Consider the following 16,414-nt stretch of genomic DNA (forward strand, 5'->3'; position numbering starts at 1 on the left):
CTTTGCGCGCCGCGCTCAGGCTTCGAGCGCCGCCCGCGCGCACAACTCGTCGGTCACCAATCCCGACAACCAGCCACCTTTGAGCACAGCGATCAGGGCCTCGTGCTTGCGCTCGCCGCCGGCAAACCCGATGGTGGGGCGCCGCGGCGGCGAGTCGAGTGCGATGCTGGTCACGCGCCGGCCGGTCGGCGATTCGACGTGCGCGCCTGCTGAATCGATCGGCAGGCCGAGCATTTCGGCGACCGCGCCGTTCTGCATCAGCTCTTTCACTTCCACCGACGTGATAAAGCCGTCTTCGTGCAACGGGCATTTCGGCCCGATATTGCCGATGCCGACGAACGCGACATCCGCTTTGGCCGACAGCGATTCGACGATCCGGTACAGCCGGTGATTGCACCACTGTGCGCGCTCGGTTTCGCTATCGGCGAGTAGCGGCGCGGGCAGCAGAAAATACTTGCCGCCGGTCTTCTCCGAAATGTGCAGCGCGACGTCATAGCGGTTCGAGGAGCCGTCCTGGGCGATCGCCCCGACCATCGATACCAACCGGTGCTGCGGACGCTCCAGCTGCGCGATCTGATCGACCGCGGCCTTCAGCGTACGGCCGCTGCTCACGGCGACCACCATCGGTTTTTCTTCGCTGAGATAGCGCTCCATGACCTGCGCGCCGGCCACGGCCAGCTTGCGGTCGACTTCCTCCGACGTATCGCTGTCGATCGGTACGACTTCGCACATGCTCAGACCGTAGCGCTTCGAGAGTTGATCGGCGAGCGCGAGGCAATCGGCCAGTTTGTGATCGACGCGCACGCGAATCAGGTTCTTTTCCACCGCGAAGGCGACCAGCCGTTGCGCGACCGGGCGCGACACCTGCAGTTTCTCGGCGATCTCGTTCTGGGTATTACCGGCGACGTAGTAGAGCCACGCGGCGCGGGTAGCTAGATCTAATTTTTCTGTGGACTTGGGCACGGTGACGGTTCGCTTGAAGTGCGCCGATGATAGCAGCCGGTCACCGCCTCTCAACGGGAACCGGCTGTGGTTTGCCGGTCAGGCGAGCGGTTGCCGCGCGGGATCGAACAGCGGCCGCACGTGGCGATAGAGCGCGCGATACGCTTCGAGCCGGTTGCGCAGTTCGGCGTGCCGTCGCGGATTCGGCGTGAACTCCTTTTCGATCGGCGGCTTGGACAGCACCTTGGCCGGCTCGCCGCCCGCGGCCAGCCAGCCCAGACGTGCCGCGCCGAGCGCCGCGCCGGTTTCGCCGCCGCCGTGCTTGCGAGTGGCGGTGTTGAGCGCGTCGGCGAGCAGTTGCGCCCAGTAATCGCTGCGGGCGCCGCCGCCGAGCAGGGACAGCGCCTTTGCTTCGGTGCCGGCCGCGCGCAAGGCGTCGAGGCCGTCGGTGAGCGCGAGCGTCACGCCTTCGAGTACCGCGTAGCCGAGCAAGGCGCGATCGGTCGCGTGATTCATGCCGAAGAACACGCCTTGCGCGTATGGGTCGTTGTGCGGCGTGCGTTCACCGGACAGATAGGGCAGAAAGAGCGGGGCGGTGTTCAAGGCGTCCGCTGGGAGCGCCTCGATTTCGGCGAGCAGGGTCGGCTCGTCGGTCGAGGTGAGCTTGCAGACCCAGCGCAAACAGCTTGCCGCCGACAGCACCACGCTCATCTGATGCCAGCGATCCGGAATCGCGTGACAGAACGCGTGCACCGCGGAAGCGGGGTTCGGCCGGAAACTGTCGCCGACCACGCACAACACGCCGGACGTGCCGAGCGAGACGAAGCCGTCGCCCGGTTGCGTCGCGCCGATGCCGATCGCACTGGTGGCGTTGTCGCCGCCGCCGGCCGCGACGATCACGCCGTCGCTCAAACCGAATTCGCGCGCGACTTCGGGGAGCAGCGTGCCGGACGGCTCGCTGCCTTCGCACAAGCCCGGCATCTGCGCGCGCGTCATGTTGCAGGCGGCCAGCAGCGAATCGGACCAGTCGCGTTTGGCAACGTCGAGCCATAGCGTGCCGGCTGCGTCTGATGGATCGGACACCTTGCCGCCGGTCAGTTGCAAGCGCAGGTAATCCTTCGGCAACAGCACGCAGGCTGTCCGGGCGAAGATGTCGGGTTCGTGACGCGCAACCCACAGCAGCTTCGGCGCGGTGAAACCGGGCATCGCGAGATTGCCGGCCACGGTGTGCAGCTCCGGCGCGCGCTCGGTCAGCTCCGCGCATTCCTTGTCGCTGCGCATGTCGTTCCACAGGATCGCGGGCCGCAGCACGCGGTCTTCCGCGTCGAGCAGCACGGCGCCGTGCATTTGCCCCGAGAGGCCAATGCCGCGAATCTGCGCGAACTCTCCAGGATGTTTGGCGCGCAACGCGGCCAGCGCCGTGCGCGTGCCGGCCCACCAGTCTGCAGGATTTTGTTCGGCCCAGCGCTGATGCGGGCGTGAAACGGTAAAGGGCGAGCCCGCGGTGCCGATCACACGTCCATCGGAGGCGAGCAGCAGGACTTTCACTTCGGACGTGCCGAGGTCGATGCCGAGATACATGGGCGCGGAACCTTCGTCGTTAGGGATGCGCTACTTTAGCCGCACATGGCGGGCAGTGCCATGCGCATTAAGCCCAGGACTTCGCCGGAATCAAACCGCGCCGCGTTTGGCGAGCCACACGTCGACACGCGCCAACGCGCCCGCCAACGCCGATTCCAACTGCGGCGTGCCGGCCATACTGCCCCATAGCAGCCGGTCAGCCGCGAACGCCTGCAACGGATCGGGCGCGACAAAGAAGCCGCGCGCGACTTTCTCGTCCATCACACCGTCCTGATAGGCATACGGCAGCGCGCCGGCGTTCCAGCGTTCCAGGAAACGGAAGAACAGCGCCGGCAACATCGCCGTCGCTGCGGGTGTGACGCCGCGCTCGAAGCATTCCGAGAGCGTCGGCGCGATAAAGCCGGGTAGCTTCGAAAAGCCGTCGGCCGCGACGCGTTGATTGGTGTCCTGGATATACGGATTGCCGAAGCGCTCGAGCACCACGTCGCGATAGCGTTCTAGATCGAGCGGGCTCGGCGTGAGGCAAGGGATCACGTCTTCGGTCACGTAATCGAAGGCAAATTTGTTGATGTCCGGATCGAGCGTGCCTTCGTGGATGTAGTTCAGTCCGACCAGCGTGCCCGCCCACGCGATGCAGCTATGCGTCGCGTTGAGAATGCGGATCTTGGCTTCCTCGTAGGGCAGCACCGAGTCGACCAGTTCCGCGCCGACCTGTTCCCACGCCGGGCGTCCCGCCACGAAACGGTCTTCGATCACCCATTGGATGAAGGCCTCGCCCATCACCGGACAGGTATCGTCGACGCCGGTGGCGGCTTTCACGCGCTCACGCACGTCGGGTGTCGGACGCGGCGTGATGCGGTCGACCATCGAACTCGGACACTCGGTGTTGTCGTCGAACCATTGCGCCAGATTGTCCGCGCCGCGTCGCTCGAGAAACTCGCTCATGCCCGCATGAAAACGCTCGCCGTTGCTGCGCAGGTTATCGCAGGTCTGCAGCGTGACCGGACCGGCGCCGCGCTTCATGCGCGCGTCGAGAATCGCCGCGAGCGCGCCGTAGATAGTGGTGTGACCGCCGTTCAGATCGGCCGCGAGATCGGCGTTGGCCGTGTCGAGTTCGTCCTGTTCGTCGAGGTAATAGCCGCCTTCGGTGACCGTAAACGCAATGATCTTGCAGGCCGGATCGGCTCCGGCTTCGATCAACATATCGAGACTCTCGGTCCATGGCACTACGCGCTCGATCGAACGAATCGTCTCGTACGCGCGTTCGCCCTGCGGCGTGACGGTCTCGAGCGTATAGACGCCGTTTTGCGCGGCGAGCGCTTCGAGCACCGCGTTCATGTCGCTGCGGATATTGCCGACCGTCAGCGACCAGTGCGGCTCGCCCGCCACTTTCGCCTCGTTCAACCGATGGAGATACCAGGCCTGATGCGCGCGATGAAACGATCCCGCGCCGATGTGCAGGATCACGTGTGCGGCCGTGCCGCTGCCTTGTGCGCTGTTCATGTGCGTCTCCTGAATGTATTTGATCGCACGGCTCGGAGCGTGCGTTTTTTCTATGGTGGAGCATTTGCTCTGTCTGTGAGCGAATGATCGTACCCGGTGAAACGAATGTCAAGGCGAGCTCAGCGGCTTTTCGTGGCGCAGCGCGGCGTGGCGCGACTCTCGACATGGCTCGCCAGCCCCTCGCGCGTTATGGGACGCGTCTCACGGCGCGTATTGCATTGCGTCAAATTTGACATTCGCCGCGCCAGGACTAACCCGGATGCAAAAATGTATCGGTTCGCGGCTTCATTTTTAGTGGTGGATAAGGCGTTTGAGGGCTACGTTTCGCTATATAAGACGAAGATCAGCGGCACCCGCTGCACGCCGCTTCATGGAGGAAGACGCGAATGCAACCCGATCTCGAACTCGTCGCCGTACGACGCGACGAATCGTTCAAAGTGTGGTCGCACGGTTATCCGTATCGCACGGTGCGCTGGCACTTTCACCCGGAATACGAAATCCATCTGATCGTGGCGACGACCGGCAAGATGTTCGTCGGTGACCATATCAGCAGCTTTGTGCCTGGCAACCTGGTGTTGCTGGGGCCGAACTTGCCGCACAACTGGGTCAGCGACGTGCCGGAAGGCGAGACGATCGCGCAGCGCAATCTGGTTCTTCAGTTTGGGCAGGAGTTCGTATCGAGTTGTATGGGCAGTTTTCCGGAGTGGCGGCAAGTGGAGGCGCTGCTTGCTGATTCGCGACGGGGGGTGTTGTTTGGTGCAGAAACGAGCGCGGCGATTCGGCCGCTGTTTCTCGAGTTGCTAGGCGCGCGCGGACTGCGGCGTCTCGTGCTGTTTATGTCGATGATCGAGAGCCTGATGAATGCCGAGGATCGTGAGACGCTCGCGAGTCCTGCTTATCAGGTCGACCCGAGTGGGTTTGCGTCGAGTCGGATTAATCATGCACTGTCGTATATCGGTAAGAACCTGGCCAACGATCTGCGTGAGTCGGATCTGGCGCAGCTTGCCGGGCAGAGTGTTAGTGCGTTTTCGCGGTATTTTCGTCGGCATACAGGGTTGCCGTTTGTGCAGTATGTGAACCGTATGCGCATTAATCTCGCTTGCCAATTGCTTGCGGACGATGAGTTGAGTGTTACGGATATCTGCTTCAAGGCGGGGTTTAATAACCTGTCGAATTTCAATCGGCAGTTCCTTGCGGTGAAGGGGATGGCGCCTTCGAAGTTTCGACGGTATCAGCAATTGAATGAGGCGAGTCGGGAGGCATCTGATGGGGCGGTCGCTGGTGGAGTAGGTGTTGATGACGCGCCTGCGATTGTGGTTGCGGCAGGGTTGCCACGCGGTATCGCAACTGTTTATCCGTCGGCATAGTTCTACGTAAGGCGATAAGCCGAAACGCTTTGCTTCAACTGAGTTTCAATGACTACCCCGCTGTTCGCCCACAGCGTGGGGACGCTTACCGCGTGGCTGGTTTGTGCACACGGTGGATACGACCGGCACAAGTGTCAACCGCGCTGGTGCTTGTCTCCCCCTCGAATGCCCCGATGTGATCGTTGTTGAGACGTCCGCTTAGCGCTCTTCCTGTTTCGATGCCTCTAATTTCAGCCGGTTTGTGAAGATGTGTCGCTTAATCGGCATTTTCAGACTGTTCCTATTCTGGTTTTTGCTCTCCTTCGTGCAACGTCGAATTATTACGCGCTTGTAACGACGCATTACAAAAGGGAGATTCATGAAAATAGAAAAAACATTAGGCGGAATAGCATCGGTGGTTCGTTTGCTTGCAGCCATCGTGTTCATATTCGTTCCACCCACTGCATATGCTGCTGACTGCCTTACGCTCTTTCCAAAATCTGGCGCGATCCAAGGCGACCCGACCTGTCCGTTGATCGCGGCGAGCAATACGCCGAGTGGCGAAGGGGCATACAACTGCCGAAATAACATCGACTTGATAAAGAGTTGGTGTGCGTCGGCTCCGGATGGAATCCCCGACGGCAGCTGTCCAGTTTCGGACCCTGTCTATCCTGTCACTGGTGCCACATTGATCACAGAGGACGATTTTGTCAGCGGTGATGATGTGCCAATGTATTTCCGTCGCACTTACAGGGGGCAACCTCTTTTAAGGTCCGATGCAAAGATCGGGACGCAATGGGTTCATAACTGGCAGCGCCAGTTGGATCTCGCCGATGTTAGCGGCAGCACGCCCAAGGTTCTCGCATATCGTGAGGACGGCAATCGTGTCGCATTCGGCCGTTCTGGAACTGTATGGCGAGCAAGTGACGGCTCGCCGCTTACGCTCGCGCAACAGGCGTCTTCATGGACAGTTACCGATTGGGCCACCGGCACTGTGGAAACTTATTCGCCACAGGGTGTCCTTCAATCAGTGAGTAGCCGCAATGGCTTCACGACCACACTGATTTACAGTGACGCAAACACGCCAAGCAATGTTGCGCCAGCAACCGGGTTGCTAGTTGCACTCATCCAACACGCTGCGAACTCGAACCCATATTATGACCTGACGCTTCGATTGGCTTATGACGCGAACGCACGAGTTACTCATTTGACGGACCCAACCGGCGCCGTCACGCAATACTCCTATGACGCAAAAGGGAACCTCGTGTCGGTCATTTGGCCGGATGGTAACGTTCGCCGTTATATGTATGAGGACAAGCGTTTTACGGCGCTATTGACCGGGATCGTTGATGAAAACGGATCGCGCATTGCGACTTGGAGTTACGACGAGAAAGCTCGCGTCACCGCAGTTGGTCACCCAGACACGATGCGAAACGTGCAATTCACGTATGGCAATGGCGCTACAACTGTAAGCGACAGCAAGGGCTCCAACACGTTGAATTTCTCATCGGTTGCCGGTGTGCGGCGTCCGATCTCTGTAGGTTCGCCATCGGGTTCGAGTAGTCGCACATTCGACGCATACGGGAATCTTTTAAGTCTTGTAATAGCAGGTGGGGCAAACGTCCAATACACGTATGACGAGGCAGGTCGTCCGATCATAAAGATCGTCACTGATGCGTCGGGCAAACTTGTTACGTCTGTGCGTTACGTTGACGCGACGAGCTTGCGACCGTCGGAAGTTATGGCACCTGGTTGGAGACGCGCGTACGCGTACGATGCTGATGGTAACGTCGCGGGCATCGACGAAAGGCCAACGGACGATCCGACCGGTGCTAATGGATTCTTCGCGCTGTCATCAGGTGGACTGATTCGTACGTACGGCATCGCGTACGACTCGGCGAACCGGCCCAATTTCGTCCAGCTTAAAGAAAACGGCGTTCTTACCGGAAACTGGTCAATCACACGGGATGCCACCGGGAATTTGCGCCTGATAGTTGACAGACTGAATGCCGCCAACACAGTCGGGGTCTCGACTCGGGACGCGGCGCATCGGGCAATCGGCATCGTGGGGCCAGGTTTTTCGGCAAATCCCCTCTATGACTCTCGCGGCCGTCTGACAGCCTTTCAATATTGGGAAGATGCGGGCCCGGCCAACGGCGGTGTAAAGCGGTTGTTGAAGGTCAACTTCAGTTATTCGGCCGACGGCAAAGTGGTGTCGCGTACAGGTACCGTGTCGACAAATCTCGGTCCCGCTACCGATATCAGCGGCGACGAGATTGACACTTGGTTGACCAACTACGAAACCGGCGTCGCACCCGCTGGACCGCCACCGAACCGGTTGGGATGGGCTAAATCGCAAGTATCTACAGATGCACGGACCATTGTGCAACTGTGCGGCGACTGCTATCTGTTTGCCGGTGGCGGGATGCAGACGAAGCTCTACTACAACTACCCTTATTTCAACCTCCAATTGGGCGGATTTAACAGCGCCATTCCGTCAGAATCGATTACGGATACTACGCTGACGGCCGAGGATTTCGCAAAGGGCACGACATCCAAGAACCTGCTAGGTGCTAAGCCTTGCGGAGATGGTTGCGCAGCAGAAAAAGCGGGATGCAGGGCAATGTGTAATAAAGCACGAACTGACTTCGACCAGTTTCATGTTTGGGGGGGCTCGATGAGGAGATGTATGAGTGGGTGCATGCCCGCACGATGTGGCGGTGCGTGACCTTACTGGTGCACGACGTGTGCTCCCGCACCAGCATCGTGCGAAACTTTGACGCTTGACAGGACTACGGACAATGAAACGAAAGCAAAACGAAATGGACACGGCGGACTATCAGGACGACCCTGCGCTTACGCCGGAACAATTGGACGCGGTAAGTGCTCTCGATGAAGCTGCGCTTCGGAAAATTGACGAAGCCATCCTCAGAAACGTTACGGACAACTGGCGCAAGGTCGCGATGGTGGTGGGCATTACCATGCAGCAGAATGCGCTACACATTAAGGGCGTTCCAGACGTGTTTTATGCACAACGCGTAATACTGCTGGTTGAAAAAGGAACGATCGAAGCTGAGGGCAACGTGAGACGTATGCGGCGTTGTGAGGTTCGATTGCGCCAGTCGAACGCCGATGCGGACCACGGCTAATGCCAAAGAAACGCGCCATTATTGTTCGCGCGTTCCTCTTTGCGATAACGTCTCTAATCGCTACTTCTTCGAAACAGACGATGGCCACATGGTTTTGGAGCGTCTCGACGCGCGCCGTCGCCTACAGCGCGTCTGTACTGAAGTTTCTGATAGCTGCGCCGTATTTTGGAGCGATGACGTCCTTGCAAGAGAAGCGGGAGTTTGACGGATGCCAAACAAGAAAATTGTCGTTCAAACGAATTCGATGCCCCGGGTTCGATCAAGCAGGTGGAATTGAGGTATTGACATTTTTTACGGATACTGGCGACAGGAAGGGGATTCGAAGGACAATTTGAGCGGCGGGCATATTGACCTTTGGAATGGGACACGCTTGACCATGAGCGGCCCGATAGACTCCATTGCTAACGCTTGGCAGGCGATTTGGGTTGAATTCTTTTGCCTCGAGCTTTCCGTTTGGATTCTCCGATTTGCGCCAATCAAAGCAAATATTATTTTGAGAAATGAAATGAAAAGGCTGGCAGCGCTCGTGATGTTCGCTGGTATCGGGGCAATTACCGGCACTGTTGCTGCTTGCATCGTGCTGGCCTTCGCACCCATGTGCGGCTACGACTGCGAGAGTTATGCCACGGGAATCTGGTTCTTCATAACTGTCGCGTGCCTTGTCGCGTTCCCTTATTCGGCCATGTGTTCACACGCTGAACGCGATTGTGTTCCAGACGAGGGTTCATTGTCGCTGTTGGATTGGTGACAACTGTGTTGTTTGGCGCGGGATGCTTCTATGTCGCGGACCTGCGCAGACATTATGCGGATGCCGAGGCTACACGCCCGATAAGGGCAAACGTTGACTTCATGTACCTGTCGATAGCAACGCGTGACGTGCAGACTTATACGAAGGCGTCGAACGGAGAGGTAACGCCGTTGAGCGTCATCCCGCAGTGGCAACGATGTGCGGTCGACGGTGCATGGTGCGATACAAATCCGAAGCAGGCGCATATGCGATGCAAGGCCGGCGTGGTTTATGTGAATGCAGCCGACTGGTCCGCGTTTTCTCTCGTTCCAAAGGAAAATATGCTAGGCGCAGTTCGCATGAAATCGATGAAGCTTTGTGAGCCTGGTAACGTGCCAGATTATTAAGCGAGAGTGCGAGATAAATGCATCGATAAATGCCTGAGGGAGACTCTGCCGCCCCCCCGGCGATGAACGACGGCCGTAACAGCCACAACTGTGTGATTCAGTGCTTGGCCGACAACGACTATTAGGAAAACACAATGAACAGGGAAATTGCGACGGAGCTTGACCGGCTATTGCTTAACGCGTTTCGATCGGTCGAAGATTCTATCAGGCTGGTTCAGGAGCGCTGCGAGGTGGAAGAGTTTGAGTTTTTTCGGGCTGAGGCAGGAAGAGTGGCAGGCGGCATAACTATGCTTTTACTACCGCTTTGGAAAGACTACCCAAATTTGGCTCCCGAAGGTGTAATCGTCGACCCGCCAAAAGGAAAAAATCGATAACCGCGAAGGTGTAAGAAGGGCACCATTGTTCGTGCTTTCCGATTCTCCACTTAGAGTTGCATTTTTTTATGCGCGAATGTGTACAGCGTAGACAACCGATGCTAGGTATAACGTCTTGATTGAGGAAAAAAGCTCGCTACAGTGGTCAACGAAAAACTGCTGTCAGCGCACGGCTCGATTGTTGACGCGTTGAAGTGCGTTGACGAGTACGGCTCGGAGCAAGAGATTCAAGCATTCCGCGCTGGAGCCGCGCATGTGGCGGGACATATGTTCAGCTTTCTCCTAAGGCCGCTATGGCAGGAGCACCTCGAACTTGCTCCAGAAGGATTGGATATGAGCCGTCCGCCGAAAAGAAAAGGTAAACGATAAGGTGTGGTAGCTGCCAAAACACGTGAGAAGTCGATCAATCCAGCGAAGGATACGAATGTGGACAAGGAAATAGAGAAAGAGGTCGCGTTAGAAGTAAGCAAGCAACTGTTAGAGGCGTATTTATCGGTCGAAAATGCAACAAAAATAATTCAGGAGAATTGCTCGAGAGATGAGTTCGAGGGGTTTCACTCTGAGGCCGGGAGAGTTGTCGGTGGGTTATACCTGCTGCTCGAACCACTCTGGCGAGCCTATCCAGATCTTGCTCCCGAGGGGCTGGTCATGGTCCCCCCAAAGAAAAAGAGCAAGCGATAACAAAAGCGGCGCGAGCAATTGCGCCTCTTTGGTGCTATGCGGTGGTTCCGCAAGTACTCGACAGCGTGAAACGGGAGTGGCATCAAGTCATGCCTTTGTTCGCGACACACGCTTTACGCCCGTACCGGCTTACGTGCATTCTCATCAGACCGGTCCGACGCCGGGTCGCATTGGAATTTCGCTTTTTTTGTGCAATAAGAATTACACGGATGTCAAAGGAAGGCCATGATTAAGAATCAAGAGATAGCCGCAGAATTAAGTAGTCAACTGCTCAAGATAAGCGGCACGATTAACGAGGCCATCATTCTTGTACATGATCGTTGCCCAGACGAAGAATTCAAAGGGCTCCGCTTGGCGATGGGTAGGTTGCTTGACCACCTATACGTGTTGGGTCTGCAACCACTCTACGAAGAACATCCAGAAATTGCGCCGCCAGAGATGGAGCTTAAGCCTCGCGGGGAAACGCAATAGTTGGCCAACCCACGGCGCCGCTAAAGTCTCCAGGGCTGCCGCTAAAAAGAGAAGGCGCGAACAATGCACGCCTTACTCTTTCAAGCGGCACGGTGGCCGCTACTTCCTCTTAGTGCTTCACCGCCGTCTGCTGCGAATCCGCTCGCGCCTGCGCCGCAGTCTTAACGCGCTCCTGCTTACGCGTCACAGCTTTGTTATCCGCCGCACCTTCGGCCTCCGAAGCAGCTTCCCCTGCTTCTCGTCCCGCGTGCGCCGCTTCCGAAAGAAGCTCCGCCGCAAGCTTGGCCGTGATGCGGCTGTGCGCAACGCCCTTCGCATCGAGCGCGATCACCTGGTAAAGATCGCGGTCGCCTTCAACTTCCTGCTGGTATTGCTCGACGGTATAAAGCAGATGTTCCAGCAGATTGCGTTCACGACGTCGTTCTTCAACCGTCGTAGCCGGGCATCGGGTGATGCTTGCCGCAAGGTTAATCAGTGTTTCAAGCTGCCGGATTTGCCGGTCGCATGCGCCAAACGCCGAAAGTGCGAGTTTTTCATACTGAAGTGCATCAACGGGCGGGCGTGACGTGGTTTGATTCTTCTTAGTGGGTTTGCTCATGGTGCGATTTCCGGTGGGTTCCTGAACTTCCCGAACACTCACCAACTAACAGAACAGATGGGGTGAGCGGGCACGTAGCGAGTTTGAGAGACCGGGCACAAAACCAAAACCGGCGAGCCTTGCGACTCCCTCAGGGCCGGAGCGCCAAAACCCGTTTACAAGCAATGAGTTACAGCAACGAGTTGTAAGCTTGGCGGAAAAAGCGTTTACTTCTGGTTTTTCAGAGTAGCGCAAATGAGCCCGGGAAAACATCTGATCAGTCTGCTGTCGGCAATAGAAGATCCCCGCGTCGTTGGACGAACGTGGCACAAGTTGATCGACGTTCTGTCGATTGCGCTGTTCTCTGTGCTGGCCGGCGCACAAGGGTGGGACGAGATGGAAGAATGGGGGCTTGCCAACGAAGCGAGGCTTCGGCAATACCTCGAATTGCCCCATGGCATCCCGGGGCACGACACCATCCGACGGATCTTCGAGGTGCTCGATCCGAAGCAACTGGATGCGTGCCTGCTGAATTGGGTAGGCGAGGTGTGTCCGGATCTTCATTCGGTCATCGCAATCGACGGCAAGAGTGTGCGTGGTTCGGGCACGCACGCCAGGGGTGTGCGTGCCTTGCATAGCGTGACGGCCTACGCGAGTCTAAGTGGGCTGGTGCTGGCGCAGCAGCGCTGCGAGGAGAAGTCAAACGAGATCACTGCCATTGAAGCTCTGCTGCCCGTCCTGTCGCTCAAGGGCAGCCTGGTAACCATAGACGCCATCGGCACTCAGGTGGCCATCGCCCAGAAGATCACTGAGCGTGGTGGCGACTATCTGCTGGTTGCGAAGGATAACCAGCCCGGTCTGGCTCAGGCCGTTGAAGACTATATGCGAATCGGCAAAGCCCACGATTGGGCGCACATGAATCCATCGATCTTTGAGACGCTGGATAAAGGGCATGGTCGCCTTGAAACCCGTCACTGTGTCGCAGTGGCAGCGCCGGACTATCTCAGCGAACTGGACCGCTGGCCCAGGCTTAAGAGCCTGGTGCGCATTGAGCGGACACGCGAGATCGCGGGCCAGGTCAGCTCGCAGACGCAGTACCTGATCAGCTCCGCAGCACCCGACGCCAAATACCTACTTGAGGCGAGCCGCATGCACTGGGCCATCGAGAATGGTTTGCATCATTGCCTTGACGTGACCTTCCGCGAGGACGCCAGCACCGTGCGCTTGCGCAATGCGACGGCCAATTTCGCCACCTTGCGCCGCATCACTTTGAATTTGCTGCGCATGCGGCCCGAATCCGGTAAGAAAAAGCGCAGCGTGGCCGCACGTCGCAAGGTCGCCGGCTGGAATCCCGACTACTTATTCGAGTTACTCCAGCTCACGCGACTTCCCAGAATTTGATGCTCCGGCCCTGGCGACTCCCTCACCACAGCCCGCCCATAGAAATAGACGTGTAGGGTTGTGCACTACCTGCTTTCGCAAGTAGTGCGGTTTTATGCTGTGGGCTCTCACACCCGGCCGCTTTTTCTCACGGCAAACAGAAATCTAACCCACCCGTTTTTCGAGACGATCAACCACATAGGCTAAATGCGCGAGCTATGACCAATCTTTACATTTGGGCGGGTGCATCGACGAGTCCCTCCGCGCTTCACAACTACGATCAACGCATCGCACTGCGACGGCAACACAAAGGCGTCTAAAGCATCGTCCTCACATGCCAAAGCTCAGGAAACAAAACCACATCCAGCATCTTCCGCAAATACGGCGCGCCACTCGTCCCGCCCGTACCTTGCTTGAACCCAATAATCCGTTCAACAGTCGTCACATGTCTAAACCGCCACTGCCGAAACGCGTCCTCGAGATCGACAAGCTCCTCCGCCATCTCATACAACTCCCAATGCTGCGAAGGATTGCGATACACCTCCAACCACGCGGCCTCAACCGAAGCATCGTGAGTAGTAGGCTGCGTCCAATCCCGCTCCAGCCTCGACGGTGAAATCTCAAACCCGCGCCGCGCCAGCAATCGAACAACTTCATCGTAGAAGGAAGGCGCTTGCAGCGAAGCCGTGACTTCAGCAAGCACATCCGGCCGATGCGCATGCGGCTTCAGCATCTGCTCATTCTTATTGCCGAGCAAAAACTCGATCTGCCGATACTGATATGACTGGAACCCGGAAGAGCTGCCAAGATAAGGCCGCATCGCCGTGTACTCAGACGGCGTCATCGTCGCGAGAACACTCCACGCCTGCACGAGTTGCTCCATGATTCGCGACACGCGAGCGAGCATCTTGAACGCCGGCGGCAACTCATCGCGATGCACCGCTTTCAGCGCCGCGCGCAACTCATACAGCGCGAGTTTCATCCACAACTCGCTTGTCTGATGCTGAATGATGAACAGCATCTCGTTGTGATCCGGCGACAAAGGATGCTGTGCATCCAGCACCGTCCCCAACGACAGATAATCGCCGTAACTCATCGACTCCGAAAAATCGAGTTGCGCGTCGTGCCAGCCGTCGTTGGACGAAACAGAAGCATCGGAAGCCGAGGCAGGAGAGGCAGGAGAGGCCACCTGAGCACTACTACCACTCCCATACCCAAACGGACACCCTTGCGCCGGCTTCTCTTCCGGCAGTCCCGGCGTTTGCATGTGATCGGTCATCGCGCGCTCCTCAGGTCACAGCGCCGCGAGCGGCAAATTCAGGTGCCCGCCAGGTCTCTTGCGCGAGCACATCGCGCAACGTCTCCACCGCATCCCACACATCGACAAAACGCGTATACAGCGGCGTAAAACCAAACCGCAATACACGCGGCTCACGATAATCACCAATCACACCACGCGCGATCAACGCCTGCATGACCTCATAACCATGCGGATGTTCGAAGCTCGCATGCGAACCTCGTTGCGCATGCTCGCGCGGCGTCACGAGCGTCAACGGAAACTCGCTGCAACGCGCCTCGACCAGTTCGATAAACAAATCGGTCAGTGCGAGCGACTTCGCGCGGATCGTCTGCATATCGGTTTGTAAAAACACATCGAGCCCGCATTCGACCAGCGACATCGACACCATCGGCTGCGTGCCGCACAAAAAGCGGCCGATACCGTCATCGGGCTGATACGCCGGGTCCATTTTGAACGGCGCGCGATGGCCCCACCAACCGGACAACGGTTGCGAAAATTCGTTTTGATGGCGCTCGGGCACCCACACGAACGCGGGCGAACCCGGACCGCCATTCAGATACTTATACGTGCAGCCCACCGCGTAATCCGCGCCAACCTCATTGAGATCGACCGGCACCGCACCCGCTGAATGCGCGAGGTCCCACAGCGCAAGCGCGCCCTTGTCGTGAATCAGCCTGGTCAGCGCGGCCATGTCATGCATATAGCCGGTGCGGTAGTTCACATGCGTGATCATCGCGATTGCGGTGTCATCGCCGATCGCGGCAGGCAGTTCGGACGGATCGTCGACGAGGCGCAATTCATACCCGCGGTCGAGCTGTTCGATCAGCCCTTGCGCGATGTACAGATCGGTCGGGAAATTCGAACGCTCGGAGACAATCACGCGCCGTTTCGGATCGCGCGCATTCGCCACCCGCACGGCGGCTGAGAGCAGCTTGAACAGGTTGATCGAAATCGTATCGGTGACAACCACTTCGTTGTCCGCCGCACCGATCAGCGGCGCGAGCTTGTTGCCGAGGCGGCGCGGCAGTTCGAACCAGCCGGCATTGTTCCAGCTGCGGATCAGACCTTCACCCCATTCGGCGGCGATAACGGTTTGCGCGCGCTGCGCGGCGGCGGCCGGCGGCGCGCCGAGCGAATTGCCGTCGAGGTAGATGGTGGTCGGCGAGAGCGCGAACTGGTCGCGCAGCGGCGCGAGCGGGTCGGTGCTATCGAGCGCCAATGCTTCTTCACGGGTGTTCATGGTGGTCCTGTCAATCAGATCAAGGAGTTCGGCGGATGCGATGAATGCGTAATGCGGTTTTCCTGAGTGAGCCTCGGCGATCAGCGGGAGTCGGGCAGCGCGCGCAACACGGCGCGCACGGGGCTCGCGTCGAGCGTGGTCAGTTTGAGCGGTAGCGCGATCAGTTCGTAGTCGCCGGGCGCGACGGCGTCCAGCACGATGCCCTCGAGGATCGCCATTTGATGCGCGCGAATCCGATGGTGCGCGTCCATCGTCTTCGATTCCTGCGGATCGAGGGAGGGTGTGTCGATGCCGATCAGTTTCACACCCCTGGCAGCGAGCAGATCGATTGTCTCGGGCGCTACCGCGCAGAACGCGCTGTCCCACGTCGCAGTCGGCGCGTTTTTGTAAGTGCGTAGTAAGACTCGGGGCGGCAGGTCATCGAGCGAACCGGTCAGGTGTTGTGGCGTCACAACAGGCGAAGCACCGATGCAATGAATCACGCGGCAGCGTCCAAGGTACGCATCGAGGGCGACGTGGCCGATCGCCGCGCCTTCGGCGTCGTAGTGCAGCGGGGCATCGGTGTGGGCGCCGGTGTGCGGCGACAGCGTCAGCCGCGCGACGTTGACGGGCGAGCCCGCCTCCATGCGCCACACGCGTTCTATGCCGACCGGCGTATCGCCGGGCCAGACGGGCGTCGCGGTATCGACGGCGGGGGTGATGTCCCAGAGTGTGTCCATGTCTCCATCGGCGGATT

General features: G+C 58.5%; 16 protein-coding genes. 9 read left to right on the forward strand and 7 right to left on the reverse strand.

The annotated features are described in order from the left end of the window. Positions 1-15 precede the first annotated feature (15 nt). The 3 genes from P0D84_RS03195 to dalD all read right to left on the reverse strand — a co-directional run bounded on the left by P0D84_RS03195 (position 16) and on the right by dalD (position 4,026). Complete coding sequence (locus P0D84_RS03195; RefSeq protein WP_408332378.1) at positions 16-963, reverse strand: sugar-binding transcriptional regulator; 948 nt, start codon at positions 961-963, stop codon at positions 16-18. 78 nt (positions 964-1,041) lie between these two features. Next, positions 1,042-2,523 carry a xylulokinase gene (gene xylB / locus P0D84_RS03200; RefSeq protein ID WP_408332380.1) on the reverse strand — a complete coding sequence of 494 codons (1,482 nt, stop codon included), beginning with the start codon at positions 2,521-2,523 and terminating at the stop codon, positions 1,042-1,044. A gap of 90 nt (positions 2,524-2,613) precedes the next feature. Next, positions 2,614-4,026 carry a D-arabinitol 4-dehydrogenase gene (gene dalD / locus P0D84_RS03205; RefSeq protein WP_408332382.1) on the reverse strand — a complete coding sequence of 471 codons (1,413 nt, stop codon included), beginning with the start codon at positions 4,024-4,026 and terminating at the stop codon, positions 2,614-2,616. 386 nt (positions 4,027-4,412) lie between these two features. Between dalD and P0D84_RS03210 the strand changes: the two genes are divergently transcribed. The 8 genes from P0D84_RS03210 to P0D84_RS03245 all read left to right on the forward strand — a co-directional run bounded on the left by P0D84_RS03210 (position 4,413) and on the right by P0D84_RS03245 (position 11,181). After that, the gene (locus P0D84_RS03210) at positions 4,413-5,393 is read left to right on the forward strand and encodes an AraC family transcriptional regulator (RefSeq protein WP_408332384.1); all 981 of its coding nucleotides are present in this window, start codon (positions 4,413-4,415) and stop codon (positions 5,391-5,393) included. Positions 5,394-5,751: 358 nt separating this feature from the next. Next, positions 5,752-8,100 (forward strand): DUF6531 domain-containing protein, encoded by a 2,349-nt coding sequence (locus P0D84_RS03215; RefSeq protein WP_408332386.1) that lies wholly within the window; start codon positions 5,752-5,754, stop codon positions 8,098-8,100. A 73-nt stretch (positions 8,101-8,173) separates the two neighbouring features. Next, positions 8,174-8,521 carry a DUF3658 domain-containing protein gene (locus P0D84_RS03220; RefSeq protein WP_408332388.1) on the forward strand — a complete coding sequence of 116 codons (348 nt, stop codon included), beginning with the start codon at positions 8,174-8,176 and terminating at the stop codon, positions 8,519-8,521. A gap of 376 nt (positions 8,522-8,897) precedes the next feature. Further along, positions 8,898-9,269: a hypothetical protein gene (locus tag P0D84_RS03225; protein WP_408332390.1), complete on the forward strand. Its 372-nt coding sequence runs from the start codon at positions 8,898-8,900 to the stop codon at positions 9,267-9,269. A gap of 520 nt (positions 9,270-9,789) precedes the next feature. Next, positions 9,790-10,029, forward strand: a complete 240-nt coding sequence (locus P0D84_RS03230; protein ID WP_408332392.1) for a hypothetical protein — start codon at positions 9,790-9,792, stop codon at positions 10,027-10,029. Positions 10,030-10,170: 141 nt separating this feature from the next. Further along, the gene (locus P0D84_RS03235) at positions 10,171-10,398 is read left to right on the forward strand and encodes a hypothetical protein (RefSeq protein ID WP_408332394.1); all 228 of its coding nucleotides are present in this window, start codon (positions 10,171-10,173) and stop codon (positions 10,396-10,398) included. Positions 10,399-10,455: 57 nt separating this feature from the next. Further along, positions 10,456-10,710: a hypothetical protein gene (locus P0D84_RS03240; RefSeq protein WP_408332396.1), complete on the forward strand. Its 255-nt coding sequence runs from the start codon at positions 10,456-10,458 to the stop codon at positions 10,708-10,710. A gap of 225 nt (positions 10,711-10,935) precedes the next feature. Beyond that, a complete protein-coding gene (locus tag P0D84_RS03245; RefSeq protein WP_408332397.1) occupies positions 10,936-11,181 on the forward strand; it encodes a hypothetical protein in 246 nt (81 codons plus the stop codon). A gap of 109 nt (positions 11,182-11,290) precedes the next feature. Here the strand turns inward: P0D84_RS03245 and P0D84_RS03250 are convergent, their stop codons facing one another. Further along, entirely contained in the window at positions 11,291-11,779 is a 489-nt protein-coding gene (locus P0D84_RS03250; RefSeq protein WP_408339643.1) for a hypothetical protein, read from the reverse strand. A 234-nt stretch (positions 11,780-12,013) separates the two neighbouring features. Between P0D84_RS03250 and P0D84_RS03255 the strand changes: the two genes are divergently transcribed. Then, positions 12,014-13,159 carry an ISAs1 family transposase gene (locus P0D84_RS03255; protein ID WP_408331415.1) on the forward strand — a complete coding sequence of 382 codons (1,146 nt, stop codon included), beginning with the start codon at positions 12,014-12,016 and terminating at the stop codon, positions 13,157-13,159. Between the two features lie 295 nt (positions 13,160-13,454). On the opposite strand, the gene kynA is transcribed toward P0D84_RS03255, so the two are convergent. The 3 genes from kynA to kynB form a co-directional block, all read right to left on the reverse strand. Next, the gene (kynA, locus tag P0D84_RS03260; protein ID WP_408332399.1) at positions 13,455-14,417 is read right to left on the reverse strand and encodes a tryptophan 2,3-dioxygenase; all 963 of its coding nucleotides are present in this window, start codon (positions 14,415-14,417) and stop codon (positions 13,455-13,457) included. A gap of 10 nt (positions 14,418-14,427) precedes the next feature. Beyond that, positions 14,428-15,678 (reverse strand): kynureninase, encoded by a 1,251-nt coding sequence (kynU, locus tag P0D84_RS03265; protein ID WP_408332401.1) that lies wholly within the window; start codon positions 15,676-15,678, stop codon positions 14,428-14,430. An 80-nt stretch (positions 15,679-15,758) separates the two neighbouring features. Next, the gene (kynB, locus tag P0D84_RS03270) at positions 15,759-16,397 is read right to left on the reverse strand and encodes an arylformamidase (protein WP_408332403.1); all 639 of its coding nucleotides are present in this window, start codon (positions 16,395-16,397) and stop codon (positions 15,759-15,761) included. Positions 16,398-16,414: the final 17 nt, after the last annotated feature.

Source organism: Paraburkholderia sp. RL17-337-BIB-A (genome assembly GCF_046025895.1).
Lineage (GTDB): Bacteria > Pseudomonadota > Gammaproteobacteria > Burkholderiales > Burkholderiaceae > Paraburkholderia > Paraburkholderia fungorum_C.